At 55.5% G+C, this 18,857-nt stretch carries 16 protein-coding genes and 4 tRNA genes; 3 read left to right on the top strand and 17 right to left on the bottom strand.

The window, feature by feature from the left end:
* Positions 1 to 107: 107 nt before the first annotated feature.
* The 11 genes from AAH446_RS06380 to nnr all read right to left on the bottom strand — a co-directional run bounded on the left by AAH446_RS06380 (position 108) and on the right by nnr (position 12,501).
* Positions 108 to 1,406 (bottom strand): adenylosuccinate synthase, encoded by a 1,299-nt coding sequence (locus AAH446_RS06380; RefSeq protein WP_342905888.1) that lies wholly within the window; start codon positions 1,404 to 1,406, stop codon positions 108 to 110.
* A 97-nt stretch (positions 1,407 to 1,503) separates the two neighbouring features.
* Complete coding sequence (locus tag AAH446_RS06375) at positions 1,504 to 1,704, bottom strand: DUF2065 domain-containing protein (RefSeq protein ID WP_342905887.1); 201 nt, start codon at positions 1,702 to 1,704, stop codon at positions 1,504 to 1,506.
* Positions 1,705 to 1,766: 62 nt separating this feature from the next.
* Positions 1,767 to 2,771 (bottom strand): protease modulator HflC, encoded by a 1,005-nt coding sequence (hflC, locus tag AAH446_RS06370; protein WP_342905886.1) that lies wholly within the window; start codon positions 2,769 to 2,771, stop codon positions 1,767 to 1,769.
* A 3-nt stretch (positions 2,772 to 2,774) separates the two neighbouring features.
* Complete coding sequence (hflK, locus tag AAH446_RS06365) at positions 2,775 to 4,022, bottom strand: FtsH protease activity modulator HflK (RefSeq protein ID WP_342905885.1); 1,248 nt, start codon at positions 4,020 to 4,022, stop codon at positions 2,775 to 2,777.
* A gap of 68 nt (positions 4,023 to 4,090) precedes the next feature.
* Positions 4,091 to 5,371, bottom strand: coding sequence for a ribosome rescue GTPase HflX (gene hflX / locus AAH446_RS06360; RefSeq protein WP_342905884.1), 1,281 nt, complete (start codon positions 5,369 to 5,371; stop codon positions 4,091 to 4,093).
* Positions 5,372 to 5,575: 204 nt separating this feature from the next.
* Complete coding sequence (gene hfq, locus AAH446_RS06355) at positions 5,576 to 5,887, bottom strand: RNA chaperone Hfq (protein WP_342905883.1); 312 nt, start codon at positions 5,885 to 5,887, stop codon at positions 5,576 to 5,578.
* Between the two features lie 103 nt (positions 5,888 to 5,990).
* The gene (miaA, locus tag AAH446_RS06350) at positions 5,991 to 6,941 is read right to left on the bottom strand and encodes a tRNA (adenosine(37)-N6)-dimethylallyltransferase MiaA (RefSeq protein WP_342905882.1); all 951 of its coding nucleotides are present in this window, start codon (positions 6,939 to 6,941) and stop codon (positions 5,991 to 5,993) included.
* Positions 6,934 to 8,847, bottom strand: a complete 1,914-nt coding sequence (mutL, locus tag AAH446_RS06345) for a DNA mismatch repair endonuclease MutL (RefSeq protein WP_342905881.1) — start codon at positions 8,845 to 8,847, stop codon at positions 6,934 to 6,936. Before mutL ends, miaA begins: the two co-directional genes overlap by 8 nt.
* A gap of 17 nt (positions 8,848 to 8,864) precedes the next feature.
* The gene (amiB, locus tag AAH446_RS06340; RefSeq protein ID WP_463322789.1) at positions 8,865 to 10,505 is read right to left on the bottom strand and encodes an N-acetylmuramoyl-L-alanine amidase AmiB; all 1,641 of its coding nucleotides are present in this window, start codon (positions 10,503 to 10,505) and stop codon (positions 8,865 to 8,867) included.
* 2 nt (positions 10,506 to 10,507) lie between these two features.
* Positions 10,508 to 10,981, bottom strand: coding sequence for a tRNA (adenosine(37)-N6)-threonylcarbamoyltransferase complex ATPase subunit type 1 TsaE (gene tsaE / locus AAH446_RS06335; protein ID WP_342905879.1), 474 nt, complete (start codon positions 10,979 to 10,981; stop codon positions 10,508 to 10,510).
* Entirely contained in the window at positions 10,978 to 12,501 is a 1,524-nt protein-coding gene (gene nnr / locus AAH446_RS06330) for a bifunctional ADP-dependent NAD(P)H-hydrate dehydratase/NAD(P)H-hydrate epimerase (RefSeq protein ID WP_342905878.1), read from the bottom strand. The genes tsaE and nnr overlap by 4 nt, the downstream gene beginning before the upstream one ends.
* Between nnr and queG the strand changes: the two genes are divergently transcribed.
* Positions 12,500 to 13,639, top strand: a complete 1,140-nt coding sequence (gene queG, locus AAH446_RS06325; RefSeq protein WP_342905877.1) for a tRNA epoxyqueuosine(34) reductase QueG — start codon at positions 12,500 to 12,502, stop codon at positions 13,637 to 13,639. The two genes, nnr and queG, sit on opposite strands and share 2 nt — an antisense overlap.
* 314 nt (positions 13,640 to 13,953) lie before the next feature.
* On the opposite strand, the gene AAH446_RS06320 is transcribed toward queG, so the two are convergent.
* The 6 genes from AAH446_RS06320 to orn all read right to left on the bottom strand — a co-directional run bounded on the left by AAH446_RS06320 (position 13,954) and on the right by orn (position 16,685).
* Positions 13,954 to 14,029, bottom strand: a tRNA-Gly gene (locus AAH446_RS06320).
* Between the two features lie 225 nt (positions 14,030 to 14,254).
* Positions 14,255 to 15,055 carry a prepilin peptidase gene (locus AAH446_RS06315; protein ID WP_342905876.1) on the bottom strand — a complete coding sequence of 267 codons (801 nt, stop codon included), beginning with the start codon at positions 15,053 to 15,055 and terminating at the stop codon, positions 14,255 to 14,257.
* A 379-nt stretch (positions 15,056 to 15,434) separates the two neighbouring features.
* A tRNA-Gly gene (locus AAH446_RS06310) sits at positions 15,435 to 15,510 on the bottom strand.
* Between the two features lie 29 nt (positions 15,511 to 15,539).
* Positions 15,540 to 15,615, bottom strand: a tRNA-Gly gene (locus tag AAH446_RS06305).
* A gap of 28 nt (positions 15,616 to 15,643) precedes the next feature.
* A tRNA-Gly gene (locus tag AAH446_RS06300) sits at positions 15,644 to 15,719 on the bottom strand.
* A gap of 420 nt (positions 15,720 to 16,139) precedes the next feature.
* Positions 16,140 to 16,685: an oligoribonuclease gene (gene orn / locus AAH446_RS06295; protein ID WP_342905875.1), complete on the bottom strand. Its 546-nt coding sequence runs from the start codon at positions 16,683 to 16,685 to the stop codon at positions 16,140 to 16,142.
* Between the two features lie 96 nt (positions 16,686 to 16,781).
* On the opposite strand from orn, the gene rsgA reads away from it, so the two are divergent.
* Together rsgA and asd are read left to right on the top strand one after the other, a co-directional pair.
* A complete protein-coding gene (rsgA, locus tag AAH446_RS06290) occupies positions 16,782 to 17,843 on the top strand; it encodes a small ribosomal subunit biogenesis GTPase RsgA (protein ID WP_342905874.1) in 1,062 nt (353 codons plus the stop codon).
* A gap of 108 nt (positions 17,844 to 17,951) precedes the next feature.
* Positions 17,952 to 18,851 carry an archaetidylserine decarboxylase gene (asd, locus tag AAH446_RS06285; protein WP_342905873.1) on the top strand — a complete coding sequence of 300 codons (900 nt, stop codon included), beginning with the start codon at positions 17,952 to 17,954 and terminating at the stop codon, positions 18,849 to 18,851.
* The last annotated feature ends 6 nt before the right edge of the window (positions 18,852 to 18,857 follow it).

Genomic DNA, 18,857 nt, shown 5'->3' with positions numbered 1-18,857 from the left:
GCCTTCGCCTTCAAGGCCATTTTATTTAAGCAAGCGGGAGGCAAAGCGGGACGGGAATGCGAGGCTGAATGATAAAGACCGGGCAGAGCCCGGTCTGTGTGACTGCGTTATGCGTCAAAAGGATCGCGCAGGATCATCGTCTCGCTGCGGTCCGGACCGGTAGAGATGATATCTACCGGCACGCCCGTCACCTCTTCCACACGTTTGATGTAGTCACGCGCGGCCTGCGGCAGGCCTTCCAGCGTTTTCACGCCAAAGGTGTTCTCGCTCCAGCCCGGCAGGGTTTCGTAAATCGGCTCAATGCCTTCCCAACCTTCTGCGGCCAGCGGCGTGGTGGTCACTTCACGGCCATCCGGCATACGGTACGCGATACAGATTTTCACCTCTTTCAGGCCATCCAGCACGTCCAGCTTGGTCATGCAGAAACCGGAAAGGGAGTTAATCTGTACTGCGCGGCGGACGGCTACGGCATCCAGCCAGCCGGTGCGGCGACGGCGGCCGGTAGTTGCGCCAAACTCGTTACCCTGTTTGCAGAGAAACTCGCCGGTTTCGTCAAACAGCTCAGTCGGGAAAGGACCTGCGCCAACGCGGGTTGAATAGGCTTTAACGATACCCAGCACGTAATCCACATAACGGGGACCGATACCGGAACCTGTCGCCACGCCGCCGGCGGTGGTGTTTGAGGAAGTGACATAGGGATAGGTACCGTGATCGATATCCAGAAGCGTGCCCTGCGCGCCTTCAAACATGATCAGATCGCCACGCTGACGTGCGCCATCCAGCAGTTCGGAAACATCGACAATCATGCCGGTGAGGATATCCGCAATGGCCAGCGTATCGCTCAGCACTTTGTCGTAATCGACCGCGTCTTCTTTGTAGTAGTTCACCAGCTGGAAATTGTGATAATCCATCACTTCTTTCAGCTTCGCGGCGAAGGTTTCCTTGTTGAGCAGATCGCTGACACGCAGGCCGCGACGGGCAACTTTATCTTCATAAGCCGGGCCGATGCCGCGTCCGGTGGTACCGATCGCCTTCGCGCCGCGGGCTTTTTCACGCGCCACGTCCAGCGCAACGTGATATTCCAGAATCAGCGGGCAAGCTTCAGAAATAAACAGGCGTTCACGTACCGGGAAACCGCGATCTTCCAGTCCCTTCATCTCTTTCATCAGCGCAGCAGGCGAGAGCACCACACCGTTGCCGATGATGCTGGTCACGTTTTCACGCAGGATGCCAGAGGGAATTAAGTGGAGGACGGTTTTCTCACCGTTGATGACTAGCGTATGGCCAGCGTTATGGCCGCCCTGATAGCGCACAACGTATTTTGCACGTTCAGTCAGGAGGTCAACAATCTTACCTTTACCTTCGTCACCCCATTGGGTGCCCAGTACGACGACGTTCTTACCCATTTCTCAAAATCACCGATTGCTTAAAAAAGGATTCTACCACCGTAAAACCCGTCTTTCAGCTATTTTAGCAGTCGATTGCGCAGTTTTTTGCCAGCGGTTAATTCCCGGCGTGCGTGCTGACCATATAGTAAATTACCGCGCCGGCAACGACCAGCCCGCCGCCAAAACGCCGCAGCAGAGAATCGGGCAGCTGAGCCATCGAGAGGATCATACGGCGCCAGATGCGCGGCAGCAGCATCGGCCCTAACCCTTCCAGAACAAGTACCAGCGCCAGCGCCATCCAGACAGTTGAGTTCATTATTTTTCCCGCTCATAAAAAAAGGGCCGGTTTTATCCGGCCCTTCGTTTTATAGCAGATCCTTAGCGTGTGGCGTTAGCGGGCGATTTCATAAAGCGGAAGAAATCGCTGTCCGGGCTAAGTACCATCACATCACGGTTGCCCTTGAAGCTGTTATCGTAGGCGCGCAGGCTGCGGATAAAGGCGTAGAAATCGGGATCCTGACTGAACGCATCGGCATACAGTTTCGCTGCGGTCGCGTCCCCTTCACCGCGGGTGATCAGCGCGGTACGCTGCGCTTCTGCCAGCGTGCGGGTTACCTCGTAATCCGCTGTTGCACGCAGCTTCTCAGCCTCTTCCTGCCCCTGAGAACGCTGGCTACGGGCCACCGCTTCACGTTCAGCGCGCATACGGTTGTAGATCGCATCTGAGACTTCCGTCGGCAGGTTGATCTGCTTAATCCGCACGTCAATCACTTCAATACCGAGCGCGGCCATGCTGTTAGGGTTAACCGCCGGCTCTTTGCTGTTCGTTTCACGCTCAACGCGAGCCGCTGCTGAAGCGATCGCATCGTCGGCGGCCGGCGTGGCGATATCATCATCCTGACCAGCGCTACCGGTATTCAGCGCGTCACGTACGTCGGTCGTCAGGCGTCCACGCGAGTCCGTTACGATATCCTTCACGTCCAGACGACCAATTTCAGAACGAAGGCGGTCGCTGAATTTACGCTTCAGCAGCACCTCAGCCTGAGAGACGTCGCCGCCCCCCGTAGCCAGATAGTAACGGCTGAAGTCGCTGATACGCCATTTGATATAAGAATCGACGATCAGGTCTTTCTTCTCTTTGGTAACGAAGCGATCCGCCTGGTTATCCATGGTCTGGAGACGGGCATCCAGTGACTTCACGGACTCCAGGAAAGGAATTTTGAAATGCAGTCCTGGCGCATAGACCAGTGGCTTGTTTTCATCATCCCGCAGAACTTTACCAAAGCGCATAACAATGCCGCGCTGGCCTTCCTGTACTACAAACAGTGACGCGTAAAGCACCACCAGCACAACAATCAATACGACGATTAATGGCTTACGCATCGCTTATTCTCTCCCTTCGCGCTGGGAATCGCTACGCTGGGCATTCACCCGACGCTGATCCATGATGTCGTCCGGACTGAACGACGTACTGCCGCTGGCGCGTTCACCGCTGCCTGAAGCCGGTGGCAGGCGCAACAAGCTGTTACTGCTGCTGTCCTGAGTCGTATGTGGGGTATTACCCTGGCCGCGCATCAGCTGATCCAGCGGAAGCACCATCAGGTTATTGCCCTTATCGTTAACCAGCACCTTGCGGGTCTGTCCGAGCACGCGCTCCATCGTTTCAATATAGAGACGCTCACGGGTGATTTGCGGCGCTGCCTTATATTCCGGCAGGATCTTGGCAAAACGAGCCACTTCACCCTGCGCTTCCAGCACGATACGCGCCTTGTAGGCTCGGGACTCTTCAAGGATACGCTGCGCCTGACCATTGGCCCGGGGCTGAACTTCGTTCGCGTAGGCTTCTGCTTCACGAACGTACTGCTCGCGGTTTTCACGTGCGGCGATAGCATCATCGAACGCTGCCTTCACTTCTTCCGGCGGACGCGCGGCCTGGAAGTTAACGTCGAGCAGAGTGATCCCCATATCATACGGGCGAACCGTCTCTTCCAGCTCACGCTGGGTCTCGCTACGGACCACGGTACGGCCTTCGGTCAGAATGCGGTCCATGGTGGAACGGCCAATCACGCCACGCAGCGCGCTGTCCGTCGCCTGACGCAGACTGTCATCCGCGTTGGTTACCGCAAACAGGTAACGCTCCGGATTGGTCACGCGGTACTGAACGTTCATTTCCACGCGCACAACGTTTTCGTCGGATGTCAGCATGGTCCCGGATGCCGCCAGTTCACGAACGGCTTCTACGTTCACCGTACGAACCTGATCAACAAAGGTAGGTTTCCAGTTCAGACCAGGGCCGACAAGATGGTCAAATTTACCAAAGCGGGTGACAACACCGCGCTCCGCTTCCTTGATCGTATAGAAACCGCTGGCTGCCCAGATCACGACGGCCGCAACGGCAACGATACCAATCAGGCGACCTGCGCCCCGGCCCGGTGTCTGCTGACCGCCGCTGTTGTCATTTTTACCACCGCCAAATCCACCGAGCTTTTTGCTCAGCTTGCGAAAGATATCGTCCAAATCAGGAGGCCCCTTATCGCGCCCTCCTTTGTTGCCCCCAGAGTTGCCGCCTTGATTATTGCTGCTCCCCCACGGGTCGCGGTCCTGTCCGTTATTCCCGGGCTGATTCCACGCCATGTTTATACTCCATTAATTGTGTGTGCGGTGGTATCCCAGGCCGGGATACGCGTGACAGGCAAAACCCGTTATACAATGTAATCGACCAGGCTCGGCTCCTGTTTACACAGGCGACGCCAGTCAACGATCGGCATACGTATCTGTAAACCTACGCTACCGTCGTCTTCATTCCACTCTTTTTCTATCGCCTGAAGCTGATAAAAACGGCTGCGCAGCCGTCCTGCTTCAGGTGGAAGACGAAGATCGTACTGCGCTATCTCACCGGCCAGCCGCTCGGTGAGCGCCTGGAACAGCAGTGGAATGCCCTCACCCGTCTGCGCTGATAGCCAGACACGAACAGGCAGGTTTTCCTCATTACGATCGATTCTGGGGACAAAGTCCTCCAGCATATCAATTTTGTTCATCACCAGCAGGGTGGGAATATCATCAGATTCTATCTCTTCAAGAACCTCATCCACCGCTTCGATGTTTTCATCCACTCGCTGATCGGCCGCGTCAATAACGTGCAGCAATAATGTTGCCTGACGGGTTTCCTGAAGCGTGGCTTTGAACGCCGCAACCAGATCGTGGGGAAGATGACGAATAAAGCCGACCGTATCGGCCAGCACCACTTCACCCACATCGGCAACGTCAATCCGGCGAAGTGTGGGGTCCAGCGTGGCGAACAGCTGGTTGGCGACGTAAACCTCAGCGGAAGTAATACAGTTGAACAGCGTGGATTTACCGGCGTTGGTATACCCTACCAGCGACACCGTTGGCACATCGGCCTTACTACGTGCCTGCCGGCCCTGTTCGCGCTGCTTTTCAACGCGTTGCAGCCGTGAAAGGATCAGCGTAATGCGGTTACGCAGCAGTCGGCGGTCCGTCTCCAGCTGCGTTTCACCGGGCCCGCGCAGACCGATACCGCCTTTCTGGCGTTCAAGGTGGGTCCAGCCGCGAACCAGGCGCGTGGCAAGATGGCGTAGCTGAGCCAGCTCTACCTGTAATTTACCTTCGTGAGTACGGGCGCGCTGGGCAAAAATATCCAGGATCAGGCCGGTGCGATCGATAACGCGGCATTCGCAAAGCGCTTCAAGGTTGCGCTCCTGTGCCGGGCTCAGGGCGTGATCGAACAATACCACCGACGCACCGCTGGCTTTTACCGCTTCGGCAATTTCAACTGCCTTACCTTCGCCGACAAAATATTTGGGGTGGGGCGACTTGCGGCTGCCTGTTACGACTCGCAGCGCTTCGACACCCGCGGAAGAAACCAGGGTTTCGAACTCCTGCAAATCTTCCATATCTCTGTCTTGGGAGAAATAGATGTGTACCAGTACGGCCTGCTCACCGGCATCATAACGGTCAAACAAACTTAAAACCTCTCAGAACCTTATTAAACCTGCTACACAATGGCCATACAGCGTGAAAATCAGATTCAGAATGCGCGCCTCTGTCAATAAGACGGCCTGTTTCGCCTGGCACTACCCGCCAGCCCGGAAAAAAGCCGGACCTGAAACGGAAGGCCAGGACGGGGATCCTGAATGCTCAGGGCCCCCTGCCATGAAGAACGGTGATTACTCTGCGTCTTCACTGTCTTGCTGAGGCTGAGATGCGGCCCCCTGATTGCTGCTACCGTGATGATAGTTGCTGCTTCCGCCACCTGCATTGTTGCTATGGTGGGAGACCGGACGGGACGGCACAACGGTAGAGATAGCGTGCTTATACACCATCTGGCTAACCGTGTTTTTTAATAAAATTACAAATTGATCAAACGACTCAATCTGACCCTGAAGTTTGATACCATTCACCAAATAAATCGAAACCGGAACACGTTCCCGACGCAGTGCGTTCAAGAACGGATCTTGCAATGATTGCCCCTTAGCCATTCTATCTTTTCCTTATATGCTTGTTGTTTGCTACTTAAGAACCTCATCGGCCCTGAAATACTGCGTAAAAATTTGCGCAAGATAACGTACCAATTGTACACAATCACCCATGCTTCGCATCAAGAACCTGTAAGAGTTGCGCCAATGCCGCCTGAGGTTGTTCGCTATCCAGCCAGTGAACATCCTTCCAGCCGCGCAGCCAGGTTATCTGACGCTTGGCCAACTGCCGGGTTGCGCAAATTCCCCGATAAACCATCTCATCGTATTCAATTTCACCGGCCAGATATGACCACATCTGGCGATAACCAACACAACGAATGGAAGGCATGTCCGTATGTAAATCACCCCGTGCAAAAAGTGCCCGGGCCTCCGCTTCAAATCCTGATGCCAGCATCTGATGAAAACGTTGTTCAATTCGCTGATGAATCAGTTCGCGCTGCGGGGGAGCAATCGCAAACTGAATAACATCATACGGCAGCGCTTCACCAGAAGTTTTCGTCAGTTCTGTTAAAGTTTTACCCGAAATAAAAAAAACTTCCAGTGCTCGCGAGAGTCTCTGGGGATCATTCGGATGAATACGATTTGCAGCAATGGGATCTACTTCACATAACTGGCGGTGAAGGGCGTCCCAACCCTGTTCCTCCGCCATCTGCTCAATACGCTGACGAACCTCCGGATCCGCCGGGGGCAACGGCGATAATCCTTCCAGTAGAGCCTTGTAATAGAGCATGGTGCCACCAACAAGCAGCGGGATGCGTCCCTTTTGGGTGATCTCCGCCATTTCAGCCAGCGCATCACGACGAAACTCGGCGGCCGAATAGGCCTCGGCGGGATCGCGGATGTCCAGTAAACGATGAGGCGCCAGAGCTCTTTCCCCGGCGGTAGGTTTGGCGGTGCCAATATCCATACCGCGATACACGAGGGCAGAATCAACGCTAATCAACTCAACCGGCAGCACCTGGCGTAACGCAATTGCCAGCGCGGTTTTACCGGAAGCCGTTGGCCCCATCAAAAAAATTGCCTTTGGCCGGCCAGCCTTGGATATTTCACTCATGCTTCAGGGCATTCATCGCCAGTTCAGTATCGACGTACTGCATTAATCCAGAAGGTGGCGATTTAATCAGCTGTGGGCAAAGTCGTTCCACTTCGGCCAGCAGCGCAATCGCCTGTGAGTGATTCCAGTGTGGATGCTCAGTCTGTGAATGACGCGCCAACCATTGCGCCACCTGCGTCGCCGAAACATCCTGCTGCCGGGCGAGATAGCCTAACAGGTCTGGAATCAAGTTTTGTAAATTTTGTTGGCGTAACGGTAAAGGCACCGCGCGCAGGGTCACATGATGACCGTCTGCGTTCAGCTCTATGCCCATCCGCACCAACAGATCGCGACAACGATTCAGGGCTTCACGCTCGGGAGCGTCCATTTTCATCCGTACCGGGATCAGTAGCGGTTGAGGCTTCAGCCCTTCTTCACCGGGTTCGAGCTGCGCCTGCTTCAGCCAGCGCTGGGCCACGGGGAGAGAGAGCAGCGCCAGTCTGTTTTGCTGCTCGACGAGGGCGAAATCCTCGCTTAACACCGTAAGTACGCGACCAAAGCTCTGACAGTGCCCGCTGAGCGGCGGCGCATCCTCAGACTGGGGGGGCTCCTGCACCTGCTGCACATCAGAGGCGTTCAGCAACTGCTGATAAACCGCCCCTTCCCGCTTCTGATAAACCGGCGTCTGCCGCTGCCAGGCGGGAACAGGGAGAGAAGCGCTTTTCTCCTGCGGAGCGCGACCTTTGTCTGACGCAGCGGAGGCGACACGCGCTGAAGATGAGCCCGCAGCACCGCCTGAGCTTTTGTAAACCGTCGCTTCTTTAGCGGGAGGAGGAGAAGAAAAATGGTTGCCGCCCGCCGCGGGTCGGTTTTCTGGCTGCCAGCGAGCGGCAGGCGCTTCCGGCGCCGTCTCGGGGAGCTGCGTCTGACCGGTTTCCTGTAAAACGCTGATGACGCCCTGATAGATAAAATCGTGCACCAGTCGCGACTGATGAAAGCGAACTTCATGCTTAGCGGGATGGACATTCACATCCACCTGATGAGGATCGATATCCAGATAGAGAACGTAGGCGGGCTGATTGTCGGCGCCGAGCTTATCCTGATAAGCCTGACGGATAGCGTGATTGATCAGCCTGTCACGCATCATGCGGCCATTCACATAGCAATATTGCAGCTCGCTCAGCGCGCGCGAACCGACCGGATCGGCGACCCAGCCGTGCAGTTTCAGATCGCCGTGTTCCCATTCAATGCCCAGCGCATGGGTGAGAAAAGCGGTGCCGCAAATCGCGCCCAGACGACGCTCCCGCTGGCTGGCTTCACGTACGGCACGATATTGTCTTATCAGCTTGCCGTTATGGGTCAGCGAAAAAGCCACATCGAAGCGCGCCAGCGCGATACGGCGGATAATTTCATCAATATGCGTGAATTCCGTTTTTTCGGTACGCATAAATTTGCGACGGGCCGGCGTATTGTAAAACAGATCCAGCACCTCAAGCGTGGTGCCGACCGGGTGCGCCGCCGGTTTAACTGTCACCGCCATATCGCGCCCTTCCGCATAGGCCTGCCAGGCCTCGCTCTGAGCTTCGGTGCGCGAGGTCAGCGTCAGACGGGAGACCGAACTGATACTGGCCAGCGCCTCGCCGCGAAAACCCAGGCTCATAATGGCTTCAAGATCGTCGAGCGAGGTGATTTTACTGGTGGCATGGCGGGCCAGCGCCATCGCCAGCTCTTCCTTGCCTATCCCACAGCCATTGTCCCGTATGCGGATAAGCTTCGCGCCGCCCTTATCGATTTCAATATCGATGCGCGTTGCGCCTGCATCAAGGCTGTTTTCTACCAGCTCTTTGACCACCGACGCCGGGCGCTCCACCACTTCACCGGCCGCGATCTGGTTAGCGAGCTGGGGAGGCAACACCTGAATGGGCATACACGCTCCTTGGTTGGTTAAGACGCCGGTATGGTCAGCGTCTGGCCGAGCATTACGTTTTGTGACTTCATATTATTGGCCTGCTGAATCGCTTTGGCGCTGACGCCATAATGCACCGCAATCTCCGTCAGCGTGTCACCTTTTACGATCTTATGCCGCACAGGCCTTTGTGGCTTCGATGCACTGGCCTGACTTCCCACCGGCACTTTCAGCCGCTGCCCTACCCAGACGCCATCTTTTTTCAGCTTATTCAACGTACGCAGGGTCGCCATGCTGACGTTATAGTGCGCCGCGATGCCCGACAGCGTTTCTCCACGTTTTACCACATGACGCTGGGTCGCTCCCGAATAGAGCGCCATGGCTGAGACGGGATCCGTACCTGAATCAACCGCCGCTGCGGACTGCAGCGGGCGGTTTTCCTCCTTTGGGAGAGATTGCAGCGGATGCGCCAGGAAGTAATTGCGGAGTCCCTGATGAATGGACTCGGCAATCTTCTGCTGGTATGCGCTACTGCCGAGCAGTCGCTCCTCCGAAGAATTACTGATAAAGCCGGTTTCCACCAGCAGTGAAGGAATATCTGGCGAGCGCAGGACGCCAAGGCTGGCGTGCTCGGGGCGCTTTTTATGCAGCGAACCTACGCGCTTTAGCTGCGCCAGCACCTTGACCGCCACGTCGTAGCCGACCCGCTGAGAATGACCAAACTGCAGATCCAGCACCGCCTGACTGAGATAAGGATCGGCCTGGCTGTTGGCCAGAAGATCGCCCGCGCCGCCCAGTAACTCTGACTGTTTTTCATGCTGCTCCAGCCATCCCGCCATTTCGCTGTTGGCGCGGCGGTTTGAGAGTACCCAGACTGAAGCACCCGACGCGCTACGATTAGGCGCAGCGTCAGCGTGAATAGAGACCAGCAGGTTGGCATTTTGCTTGCGGGCCACTTCTGAACGGCCCATCACGGAGATAAAATAGTCGCCGTCGCGGGTCATTACGCCCTTAAACATAGGATCTTTATTCAGCAGAACTTTCAGCTTGCGGGAAATAGCGATAGTAACGCTTTTCTCCTGAAGACCTCCCCGCCCAATTGCACCCGGGTCCTGGCCGCCGTGTCCGGCATCGATCGCCACAATGACAGGCTCGTTTGCCGGGCGGGAGACTTTACCGGGCCTGGCCACCTGATTTCCACTGGTGACGGCCGTCACCGGATTAGAGGTGAACGGGTTTTCGGAGGGCGATGAAGGCGCCGTACCGGTCGCTTTCGCAACAGTGCCTGAAGAACGCGAGCCGCTGATAGTGAAGACGACGTTATAGTTATTGCCGCTGCGCTGGGTTACGGCACGCGTTTTGCCCGGCTGGGTTAATTCAAACACCAGCCTGATGCTCTGGCTGTCCTTCGGCTGACTGGTGCGGATGCGTTTCACCATATTCTGCCCGCTGAAGGTCAGCGGCAATCCTTTCACCACGCCGCTCTGGCGGATGTCGAGCACCACACGCTCCGGGTTATGCAGCGGGAAAAAACCGTAGATGGGCTGGCCGCTGAAGCTCAGCGTGACGGTAGCCTTATCGTCACCGTTCGCGACTTTGATATCGGACAGGCTGGCGGCAAAAACGGAAAAAGAACTGAGCAGGAGTGCCAGGATCAGACCAAACTTCATGCGCAACATCATCAACAACCTTTTTCCATAATAATCTGCTGCACCATCGCCTCACCCGCCGTGGAACAGGCGCGTAGCTCAGCCTGGCGTGCGTCATCCTGATAGTGAAGATGCAGTTCAAGATCCGGCTCAGGCAATACGCCTGCGCCCTGCTGCGGCCATTCAACCAGACAGAGGCTTTCGCCGGTGAAATAGTCCCGGATCCCCATAAACTCCAGCTCTTCGGGATCGGCAAGGCGATAAAGATCGAAGTGATAGACCCGGCGATCTGGCAGGACGTAAGGCTCCACGAGCGTATAAGTTGGGCTTTTCACATTGCCTTTATGCCCGAGTGCCTGAAGGAATCCCCGACTGAAGGTCGTTTTCCCTGCGCCCAGATCGCCATAGAGATAAATTGTTACCGCACCTTTACAGGCACCGGCCAGGCTGGCGCCGAGTGCGAGGGTGGCTGCCTCATCAGGCAGTGTTATTACACAGCTCTTCATTCTTTTGTATTCAACATCTCTGGGTTGACAAACAGATACAGCTCGGAAAAAAGATCGGTCGCTAACATCCCCCGGGTACCATAGCGTTTCGCTACGGCTTCAGCAGCGGCGCCATGGACCACGCAGCCTGCACAGGCGGCATCATACAATGAGAGCTTCTGCCCCAACAAACCGCCAATAATGCCGGAGAGGACGTCTCCCATGCCGCCGCTGGCCATACCTGCATTGCCTACGTCGGCAATCGCCAGCTGCCCTTCTGCGCTGGCGATCAAAGTACCTGCGCCCTTCAGCACCACTACGCCGCCGTAGCGTTTAGCCAACTGCGTCGCTGAATGTAAGCGATCGCTCTCTATTTCGCTCGTTTTCACGTTCAGCAACCTTGCAGCTTCGCCCGGATGCGGCGTAAGGATCCGATTTTGACGTTTATCCGGACTGATTGCCAGCAGGTTAAGCGCATCCGCGTCCCAGAGCATCGGTTTCTGGGAGTTTTCTATCCGGCGCAGGGCGTTTTTACCCCAGTTTTCCTGACCCAGCCCCGGGCCGATGACAATGACGTCGGCCCATTCCAGCGCCCGATCGATGGCGTCATCGCTCAACGCCTGCACCATAAGTTCCGGACGGGCAGTCAGCAGAGGTGAAACGTTATCTTTGTGAGTAAGCACTCGCACTAATCCGGCACCGGCCCGAAGCGCTGCTTCTCCCGTCATACGAATCGCCCCAGCCGTCCCTGGCTCACCGCCTACAATCAGCAATTTACCCTGATCGCCCTTATGAGACGTGGGCCGCCTCGGCTTCAGCCAGGCGCTCAGAGAAGACGCATCAAAACGCGAGTAAGGCGCCTCCTGTCCGGCGATAAAGGGATCCAGGCTCAGCGCATGAAAATGCAGGCGTCCTACCACATCCCGTGCTTTCCCCGTCAGTAAGCCTGGCTTTAGCGCGATAAAGGTAAGCGTCTCATCGGCGAAAATCACCTCGCCTGGCGTTGTTCCATTAGCGGCCACTAACCCTGAAGGGACATCCACGGCAAAAACAGGTGCAGAGTGAGCGTTTACTTTTGCAATAAGCCGATCGTAAGGCGCTTCAGGAGGCCGGCTCAGCCCCGTTCCCAGCAGCGCATCCACAATAAGCTCCACCTTCTCCGGCCAGTGAGCGGCGGGATCGTGAATCACTCCGCCTGCCGCCAGCCACGCTTCACGCGCCTGAGCGGCTTCTTCAGGCAGTGGTTTACTGCCTTCGCAGGCAATAACGGTCACCGTTAACCCGGCGGATTGCGCCAGCCTGGCGATAATAAAGCCGTCGCCGCCGTTATTGCCGTGTCCACAAAGCAGCAGCCAGTGTTCCGCCGCGGGCCAGAGCGCGCGTATTTTGGCAAAAGCGGCTTCCCCGGCGCGCTGCATCAGTTCAAACAGCGTAATGCCAAGGCTGTCCGCTCCTTCCTGTTCAAATTGCGCCAGCTTCTCTACAGGCCAGACAGAATAAGGTAAACTGGTACTGTTTTTTTGTCTGTTTAGGTTAGTCATGTCGCATCCTCTCGATCTCAATCAACTTGCCCTGGATATTAAACAGTGGGGGCAGTCACTCGGTTTTCAGCAAGTCGGCATCTGTGATACCGATCTGAGCCATGAAGAGCCGCGCCTCCAGGCCTGGCTCGACAAGCAGTATCATGGAGAGATGGAATGGATGGCGCGTCACGGCATGATGCGCGCCCGTCCCCATGAGCTACTGCCTGGTACACTGCGGGTAATCAGCGTACGAATGAATTATCTGCCGGCGAAAGCGGCCTTCGCCAGCACCCTGAAAAATCCTCAGCTCGGCTATGTCAGTCGCTATGCGCTGGGCAGGGACTATCACAAAGTATTACGCAACCGCCTAAAAAAGCTTGGCGATAAAATCCGCGAACGGTGCGCAGAGGTTCAGTTTCGTCCCTTTGTGGACTCGGCGCCACTGCTTGAGAGGCCCTTAGCGGAGAAAGCCGGGCTGGGCTGGACCGGCAAACATTCGTTAATCCTCAATCGTGAAGCCGGCTCGTGGTTTTTCCTGGGGGAGCTGCTGATTGATCTGCCGCTTCCCGTAGACACGCCGCAGGAAGAGCAGTGTGGTCGCTGCGTGGCCTGTATGACCATCTGCCCTACAGGCGCTATTGTCGAGCCCTATACGGTCGATGCCAGGCGCTGTATCTCCTACCTGACTATCGAGCTGGAAGGCGCTATTCCTGAAGAGTTCAGGCCGCTTATCGGTAACAGAATTTATGGCTGTGACGATTGTCAGCTGATCTGTCCCTGGAACCGTTACGGGCAGCTTACGGATGAAGAGGATTTCAGCCCGCGCGCGCAGTTACATGCGCCACCTTTGACTGAACTCTTTAAATGGGATGAGCCGCAGTTTCTTCGCGTGACGGAAGGCTCCGCCATTCGCCGGATTGGTCATCTGCGCTGGTTGCGTAACGTCGCCGTGGCGCTGGGTAACGCGCCATGGTCAGAAGAAGCACTCGAAGCGCTTACGGCACGCCGGGGCGAAAATGCGATGCTTGATGAACATATTGAGTGGGCTATTGAGCGCCAACTGGCGGCCAGAAGTCAGGATGCCATTGAGTTACAAAGCTCGCAGCATAAGCGCTTAGTCAGGGTGGTTGAGAAGGGATTACCGCGTGATGCATAACTGAGCAAACAGGGCCTGTCATGGCGCAGGCAAGTTTCCCACAGGCTGTGTATAAAATTAAAAAATCGTTGTCATTCAACCGTCACTGAAAGCACAAGCGATCCAGGTAACAATTTGAAATATTCAATTTATTTTATAAAACAATAGATTATGCGAAAAGGTTAAATTTACACATAACCTTTCGTATCAGCATAACTAATACAAACCTGTGCATAACTCTGTTGACGAACTTTTTGTATAACCGGAAATGACGATGCGCAGCAGAGTTATCGCTGTGGATAATTCAACTGAGGATAAATGAGGTTGTGTGTGTTTGGAGCGGGAAACGAGACTCGAACTCGCGACCCCGACCTTGGCAAGGTCGTGCTCTACCAACTGAGCTATTCCCGCTTAAGATACTGAGCACTAAAAAACGGAGAGAAAACCGACAAAATCGTTGTAACTCTTTGATTTTTAATTAACTCTCAATCCCGAATTTCGGAATGGGGGGCATTATGGACCCATTACTTTCCGATGACAAGCTCTTTTTAGCCCTGCAAATAAGCGCAGGCGGCGTAATAAATCAGAGAGGATAGCGCGTGCTGATTGAGCCTGGTGCCTAAAAAAGCTGGAGAATCAAGGGGTCGCAGTAACCAGTATTAGCCATCCCGCCACAGCCAGCGCCGGCCCAAAAGGCACGGGGCTGGCGAAGGTTTTTTTTCCGCGTAGCCAGGCCACCGTTAATCCCGCCAGTCCGATCGCTGAAGCCAGCAGCAGAAGCTCTGGCAGGCTTTGCCATCCGGTCCATGCGGCCAGACCTGCCGCCATTTTACAGTCCCCATACCCCAGACAGGGTTTACGAAAGATCCCCTCCCCCAGCGCACCAAGCAGTCTTAACGCTACGTACCCCACTATTACCCCGATCACCGCGTCGGATAATGAGGTGAAAGCGCCGTTTAAATTGAAGAGTAATCCCGACCAGAGCAGCGTGAGCGTCAGGCTGTCCGGCAAAAGCAACGTATTAAAATCAATGACCGACAGCGCCAGCAGTAACCAGCTGAAAATAAGCAGGCCCGCCAGATGAGGACCAGGCGGATAAAAGAGGCCCACCAGCAGCGTCAAACTAAGGGAAAGCGCTTCAACCAGGGGATACTGGCGGCTGACAGAGCGCCCGCAACACCGGCATCTCCCCTTTAACAGCCCCCAGCTTATCAGCGGTACTTTGTCGTACCAGCGAACAAGCGCATGGCATGATGTGCAGTGTGAAGGCGGGTAAAGCAGCCTGAAGATGCCAGCAGCAGCAGGCTCTGCTGATAATGCCAACGGCAAACGGTAGATCACAACGTTCAGAAAACTTCCCACGCACGCTCCCAGTATCGCCAGTCCTGAAAACCACACTTCAGGAAAGCGCTGCCACATCTCTTCGGGCACGTTCATCTGTTCTCCTCCCTCCGCCAGTGGAATTGTCGGGGCAGAAGGTAGCAGCCGCTTAGCGCAGGCTAAAGCGTAAGAGCGTTCATATGCGGCACGGGTTCAGAGAAACACTGCCCGGTTACTCTGTTTTGCTGTTCGCTGCGATACGTGCCGCAGGCTGACACACAGGAATGGGAGGTTCGGGAAGCGGGACAGCACAGGGATGCCAAAAGTTGGGTGTTGGGTGTTGGGTGTTGGGTGTTGGGTGTTGGGTGTTGGGTGTTGGGTGTTGGGTGTTGGGTGTTGGGTGTTGGGTGTTGAAATTATCGGATTTCAGGCACAAAAAAAGGAACCGCAGTTCCTTTTTCCGTTTATTGCACGCTGAGAGCCTGCAAATACTATCTGGAGCGGGAAACGAGACTCGAACTCGCGACCCCGACCTTGGCAAGGTCGTGCTCTACCAACTGAGCTATTCCCGCATTGATGCTGGTATCCTGCTGTCGCGTTTTGGAGCGGGAAACGAGACTCGAACTCGCGACCCCGACCTTGGCAAGGTCGTGCTCTACCAACTGAGCTATTCCCGCATTAACGCTGATACCTGTTCTGACATTCTGGAGCGGGAAACGAGACTCGAACTCGCGACCCCGACCTTGGCAAGGTCGTGCTCTACCAACTGAGCTATTCCCGCTTAAAATGCTGCCTGCAGGCCAGATAACGTTAACTTATAACAACAAAACTCGCCACCTGTTTAAGGTAACTGGTTGTTTAAAAAGAACTTTATCAAAACCGCATTCTGGAACGTGGGGAATTATGAACGCATCAGGAGGGAATGGCAAGCCCTTTCTTCGCCCGCGCGGCTAAGTGGTTATTACGCAACCAGGCGCGCCGGAAACAGCCTTTCAGGCACTTCCTGTCTCTTCTCCTTAGGCAATTACCTCAGTAAGCGTTCAGCCGGTATGGCGGCGCTAAGGGCAGCTTCCCTCATATCCCGTAGATACGGTCTGCTTAGCGACGAATGAAAAGCAAAGTTTTGCAGCCATACCGCAGACTTTTTTACGGGTAAGCGCATAGCGGGAAGCCAGCCCTCAGTAACGCCCGGATGCGGGTGTTACAGCTTGAACAACTGCTCGCGATACCAGCTCAGTTCAGCTACGGATTCGCGGATATCGTCCATCGCCTGATGCGTCCCCTGCTTTTTAAAGCCGGTCAGTACCTCAGGCTTCCAGCGGCGGGCAAGTTCTTTAACGGTGCTGACATCCAGATAGCGGTAATGGAAATAAGCTTCCAGCTCCGGCATATATTTAAACAGGAAGCGGCGATCCTGCCCGATGCTGTTACCGCAGATCGGCGAACTGTTCTCCGGGACCCACTGCTTTAAGAACTCAATTGTCGCCAGTTCCGCGGCGCGATCGTCAATGCTGCTCGCTTTAACACGATCCACCAGACCGCTGCCGGTATGAGTACGTACATTCCACTCATCCATTAACGCAAGCTGCGCGTCTGACTGATGAACGGCAAAAACCGGGCCTTCTGCCAGAATGTTCAGATCGGAATCGGTGACCAGCGTGGCGATCTCAATAATACGGTCCTGCTCCGGGTCCAGCCCGGTCATTTCAAGATCAATCCAAATCAGATTATTGGCATTTACAGTCATGGGGTTCCTCGCCGTGGCTTATATCATCAAACGTAAGGGTGTATCATAAACGTTTTGCCCTGCCAGGGCGAAACCTGCCAAGCCGTGTGAGGAAGAGTGAGTAAAAACAAACTGTCGAAAGGTCAGCAGCGTCGCGTCAGCGCCAACCATGAGCGCCGCCTGAAGCAGCGTGCGGATAAGCCGGAACCGGACGACAGCCTGTTCGGTGAAGCGCGCGATGGCGTGGTAATCAGCCGCTTTGGTATGCACGCTGATGTGGAAGATGCGGATGCATCGGTTCACCGCTGTAATATCCGCCGTACTATCCGATCGCTGGTGACCGGCGATCGCGTACTCTGGCGTCCTGGTCAGGAGGGCGGCGCCACCGTCAAAGGAATTGTTGAGGCCGTGCACGAGCGCACCTCTGTCCTGACCCGCCCCGATTTTTATGACGGCGTAAAGCCCATTGCCGCCAATATTAATCAGATCGTTATCGTTTCAGCCATCCTGCCGGAGCTCTCGCTCAATATTATCGACCGCTATCTGGTCGCCAGTGAAACGCTGGATGTTGAGCCGCTGCTAGTCCTGAATAAAACCGATCTGCTGGATGAAGAAGGCCGTGCATTTGTCGATAAGCAGATGGAGATTTACCGCAAAATTGGTTACCGCGTGCTGATGGTTTCCAGCCACCGCAAGCGGGGCCTGGAAGAACTGGAGGCAGAGCTGACCAACCGGATCAGCATTTTTGCCGGGCAGTCCGGCGTGGGGAAATCCAGCCTGCTTAACGCTCTGCTGGGTCTGGAACTGGGTGACGGAGAAATTCTGACCAACGACGTGTCCGACGTTTCCGGGCTGGGGCAGCACACGACCACCGCCGCCAGGCTCTATCACTTCCCTCACGGCGGCGATGTTATCGATTCCCCCGGCGTGCGCGAGTTCGGTTTATGGCATCTTGAGCCGGAACAAATCACGCGGGGATTTGTCGAATTCCGTGAGTTTCTGGGCCATTGTAAGTTCCGTGACTGCAAACATGACACCGATCCCGGCTGCGCCATTCGTGAAGCGGTGGCAAACGGCGAGATCGATAAGGCGCGCTTTGAGAGTTATCACCGCATTCTGGACAGTATGTCGGATATGCAGCTCAAAACGCGCCGTAACTTTTCTGAGAGCAGCGACTGAACTTGCCTGCCCGCGCTTCCGGGCGGGCAACATAGCCTATTTGTAAGGGCACTGGTACAATCCGCCCCCTTTTCTCTAACTGCTATCTGATCAAGCCAGGAGGCTACCGTGTTGGATCGTTTAAAACTCGGCCTGAATCATGTTCTACCTAAAAAAGCCCTGACTGAACTGGCGGGCTGGGGCGCAGGCAAGCGCGCCGGCTGGCTCACCAAGGCCGTCATTGACGCTTTTGTCTGGTTCTACAAAGTGGATATGGCTGAAGCGCAGAAGCCGGATACCGCCAGCTATCGTACCTTCAATGATTTCTTCGTCCGTCCGCTGCGCGATGAAGCCCGTCCGATTGAAACCGATCCTAACCTGCTGGTACTGCCCGCTGATGGCGCAATCAGCCAGCTGGGTCACATTGATGGCGACCAGATTTTCCAGGCTAAGGGACACACTTACTCGCTGGAAGCGCTGCTTGCCGGCAACACCGCCATGACAGAAATGTTTCGTGACGGCGAGTTCGTGACAACGTATCTGGCGCCTCGCGACTATCACCGTGTGCATATGCCCTGCAACGGTATTCTGCGCGAAATGATCTATGTGCCTGGCGATCTCTACTCGGTTAATCCGCTGACGGCGCAGAATATCCCTAACCTTTTCGCCCGCAATGAGCGTGTTATCTGTCTGTTCGACACCGAATTTGGCCCGATGGCGCAAATTCTGGTTGGTGCGACCATCGTGGGCAGCATCGAAACGGTCTGGGCCGGCACGGTGACGCCGCCTCGCGAAGGCGTGATCAAACGCTGGAGCTGGCCGGGCGCGGAGGAAGACGGTGCCGTGGTCCTGCTGAAAGGCCAGGAGATGGGCCGCTTTAAGCTTGGCTCAACGGTTATCAACCTCTTTGCCTCCGGCAAGGTCAAACTGGCCGAAAGCCTGACGCCGGAAACCCAAACGCGTCTGGGCCAGACGCTGGCTATCGCACTGCAAAAAACCAGTGCGGAAGACGTTTTACATCACCCATAGCAGATA

Source organism: Erwinia psychrophila, assembly GCF_039023475.1.
Lineage (GTDB): Bacteria > Pseudomonadota > Gammaproteobacteria > Enterobacterales > Enterobacteriaceae > Erwinia.
Note: the sequence above shows the minus strand (reverse complement) of the source record. Positions and strands in the feature narration are given on the sequence as shown.

Bases quoted from the DNA above. Each gene is read 5' to 3' on its own strand.
- amiB (WP_463322789.1), bottom strand. From the start codon at position 10,505: ATGTTGCGCATGAAGTTTGGTCTGATCCTGGCACTCCTGCTCAGTTCT.
- orn (WP_342905875.1), bottom strand. From the start codon at position 16,685: ATGACTGTAAATGCCAATAATCTGATTTGGATTGATCTTGAAATGACC.
- hflK (WP_342905885.1), bottom strand. From the start codon at position 4,022: ATGGCGTGGAATCAGCCCGGGAATAACGGACAGGACCGCGACCCGTGG.
- tsaE (WP_342905879.1), bottom strand. From the start codon at position 10,981: ATGAAGAGCTGTGTAATAACACTGCCTGATGAGGCAGCCACCCTCGCA.
- queG (WP_342905877.1), top strand. From the start codon at position 12,500: ATGTCGCATCCTCTCGATCTCAATCAACTTGCCCTGGATATTAAACAG.
- miaA (WP_342905882.1), bottom strand. From the start codon at position 6,941: ATGAGTGAAATATCCAAGGCTGGCCGGCCAAAGGCAATTTTTTTGATG.
- AAH446_RS06375 (WP_342905887.1), bottom strand. From the start codon at position 1,704: ATGAACTCAACTGTCTGGATGGCGCTGGCGCTGGTACTTGTTCTGGAA.
- hflC (WP_342905886.1), bottom strand. From the start codon at position 2,771: ATGCGTAAGCCATTAATCGTCGTATTGATTGTTGTGCTGGTGGTGCTT.
- mutL (WP_342905881.1), bottom strand. From the start codon at position 8,847: ATGCCCATTCAGGTGTTGCCTCCCCAGCTCGCTAACCAGATCGCGGCC.
- AAH446_RS06315 (WP_342905876.1), bottom strand. From the start codon at position 15,055: ATGAACGTGCCCGAAGAGATGTGGCAGCGCTTTCCTGAAGTGTGGTTT.
- AAH446_RS06380 (WP_342905888.1), bottom strand. From the start codon at position 1,406: ATGGGTAAGAACGTCGTCGTACTGGGCACCCAATGGGGTGACGAAGGT.
- nnr (WP_342905878.1), bottom strand. From the start codon at position 12,501: ATGACTAACCTAAACAGACAAAAAAACAGTACCAGTTTACCTTATTCT.
- hfq (WP_342905883.1), bottom strand. From the start codon at position 5,887: ATGGCTAAGGGGCAATCATTGCAAGATCCGTTCTTGAACGCACTGCGT.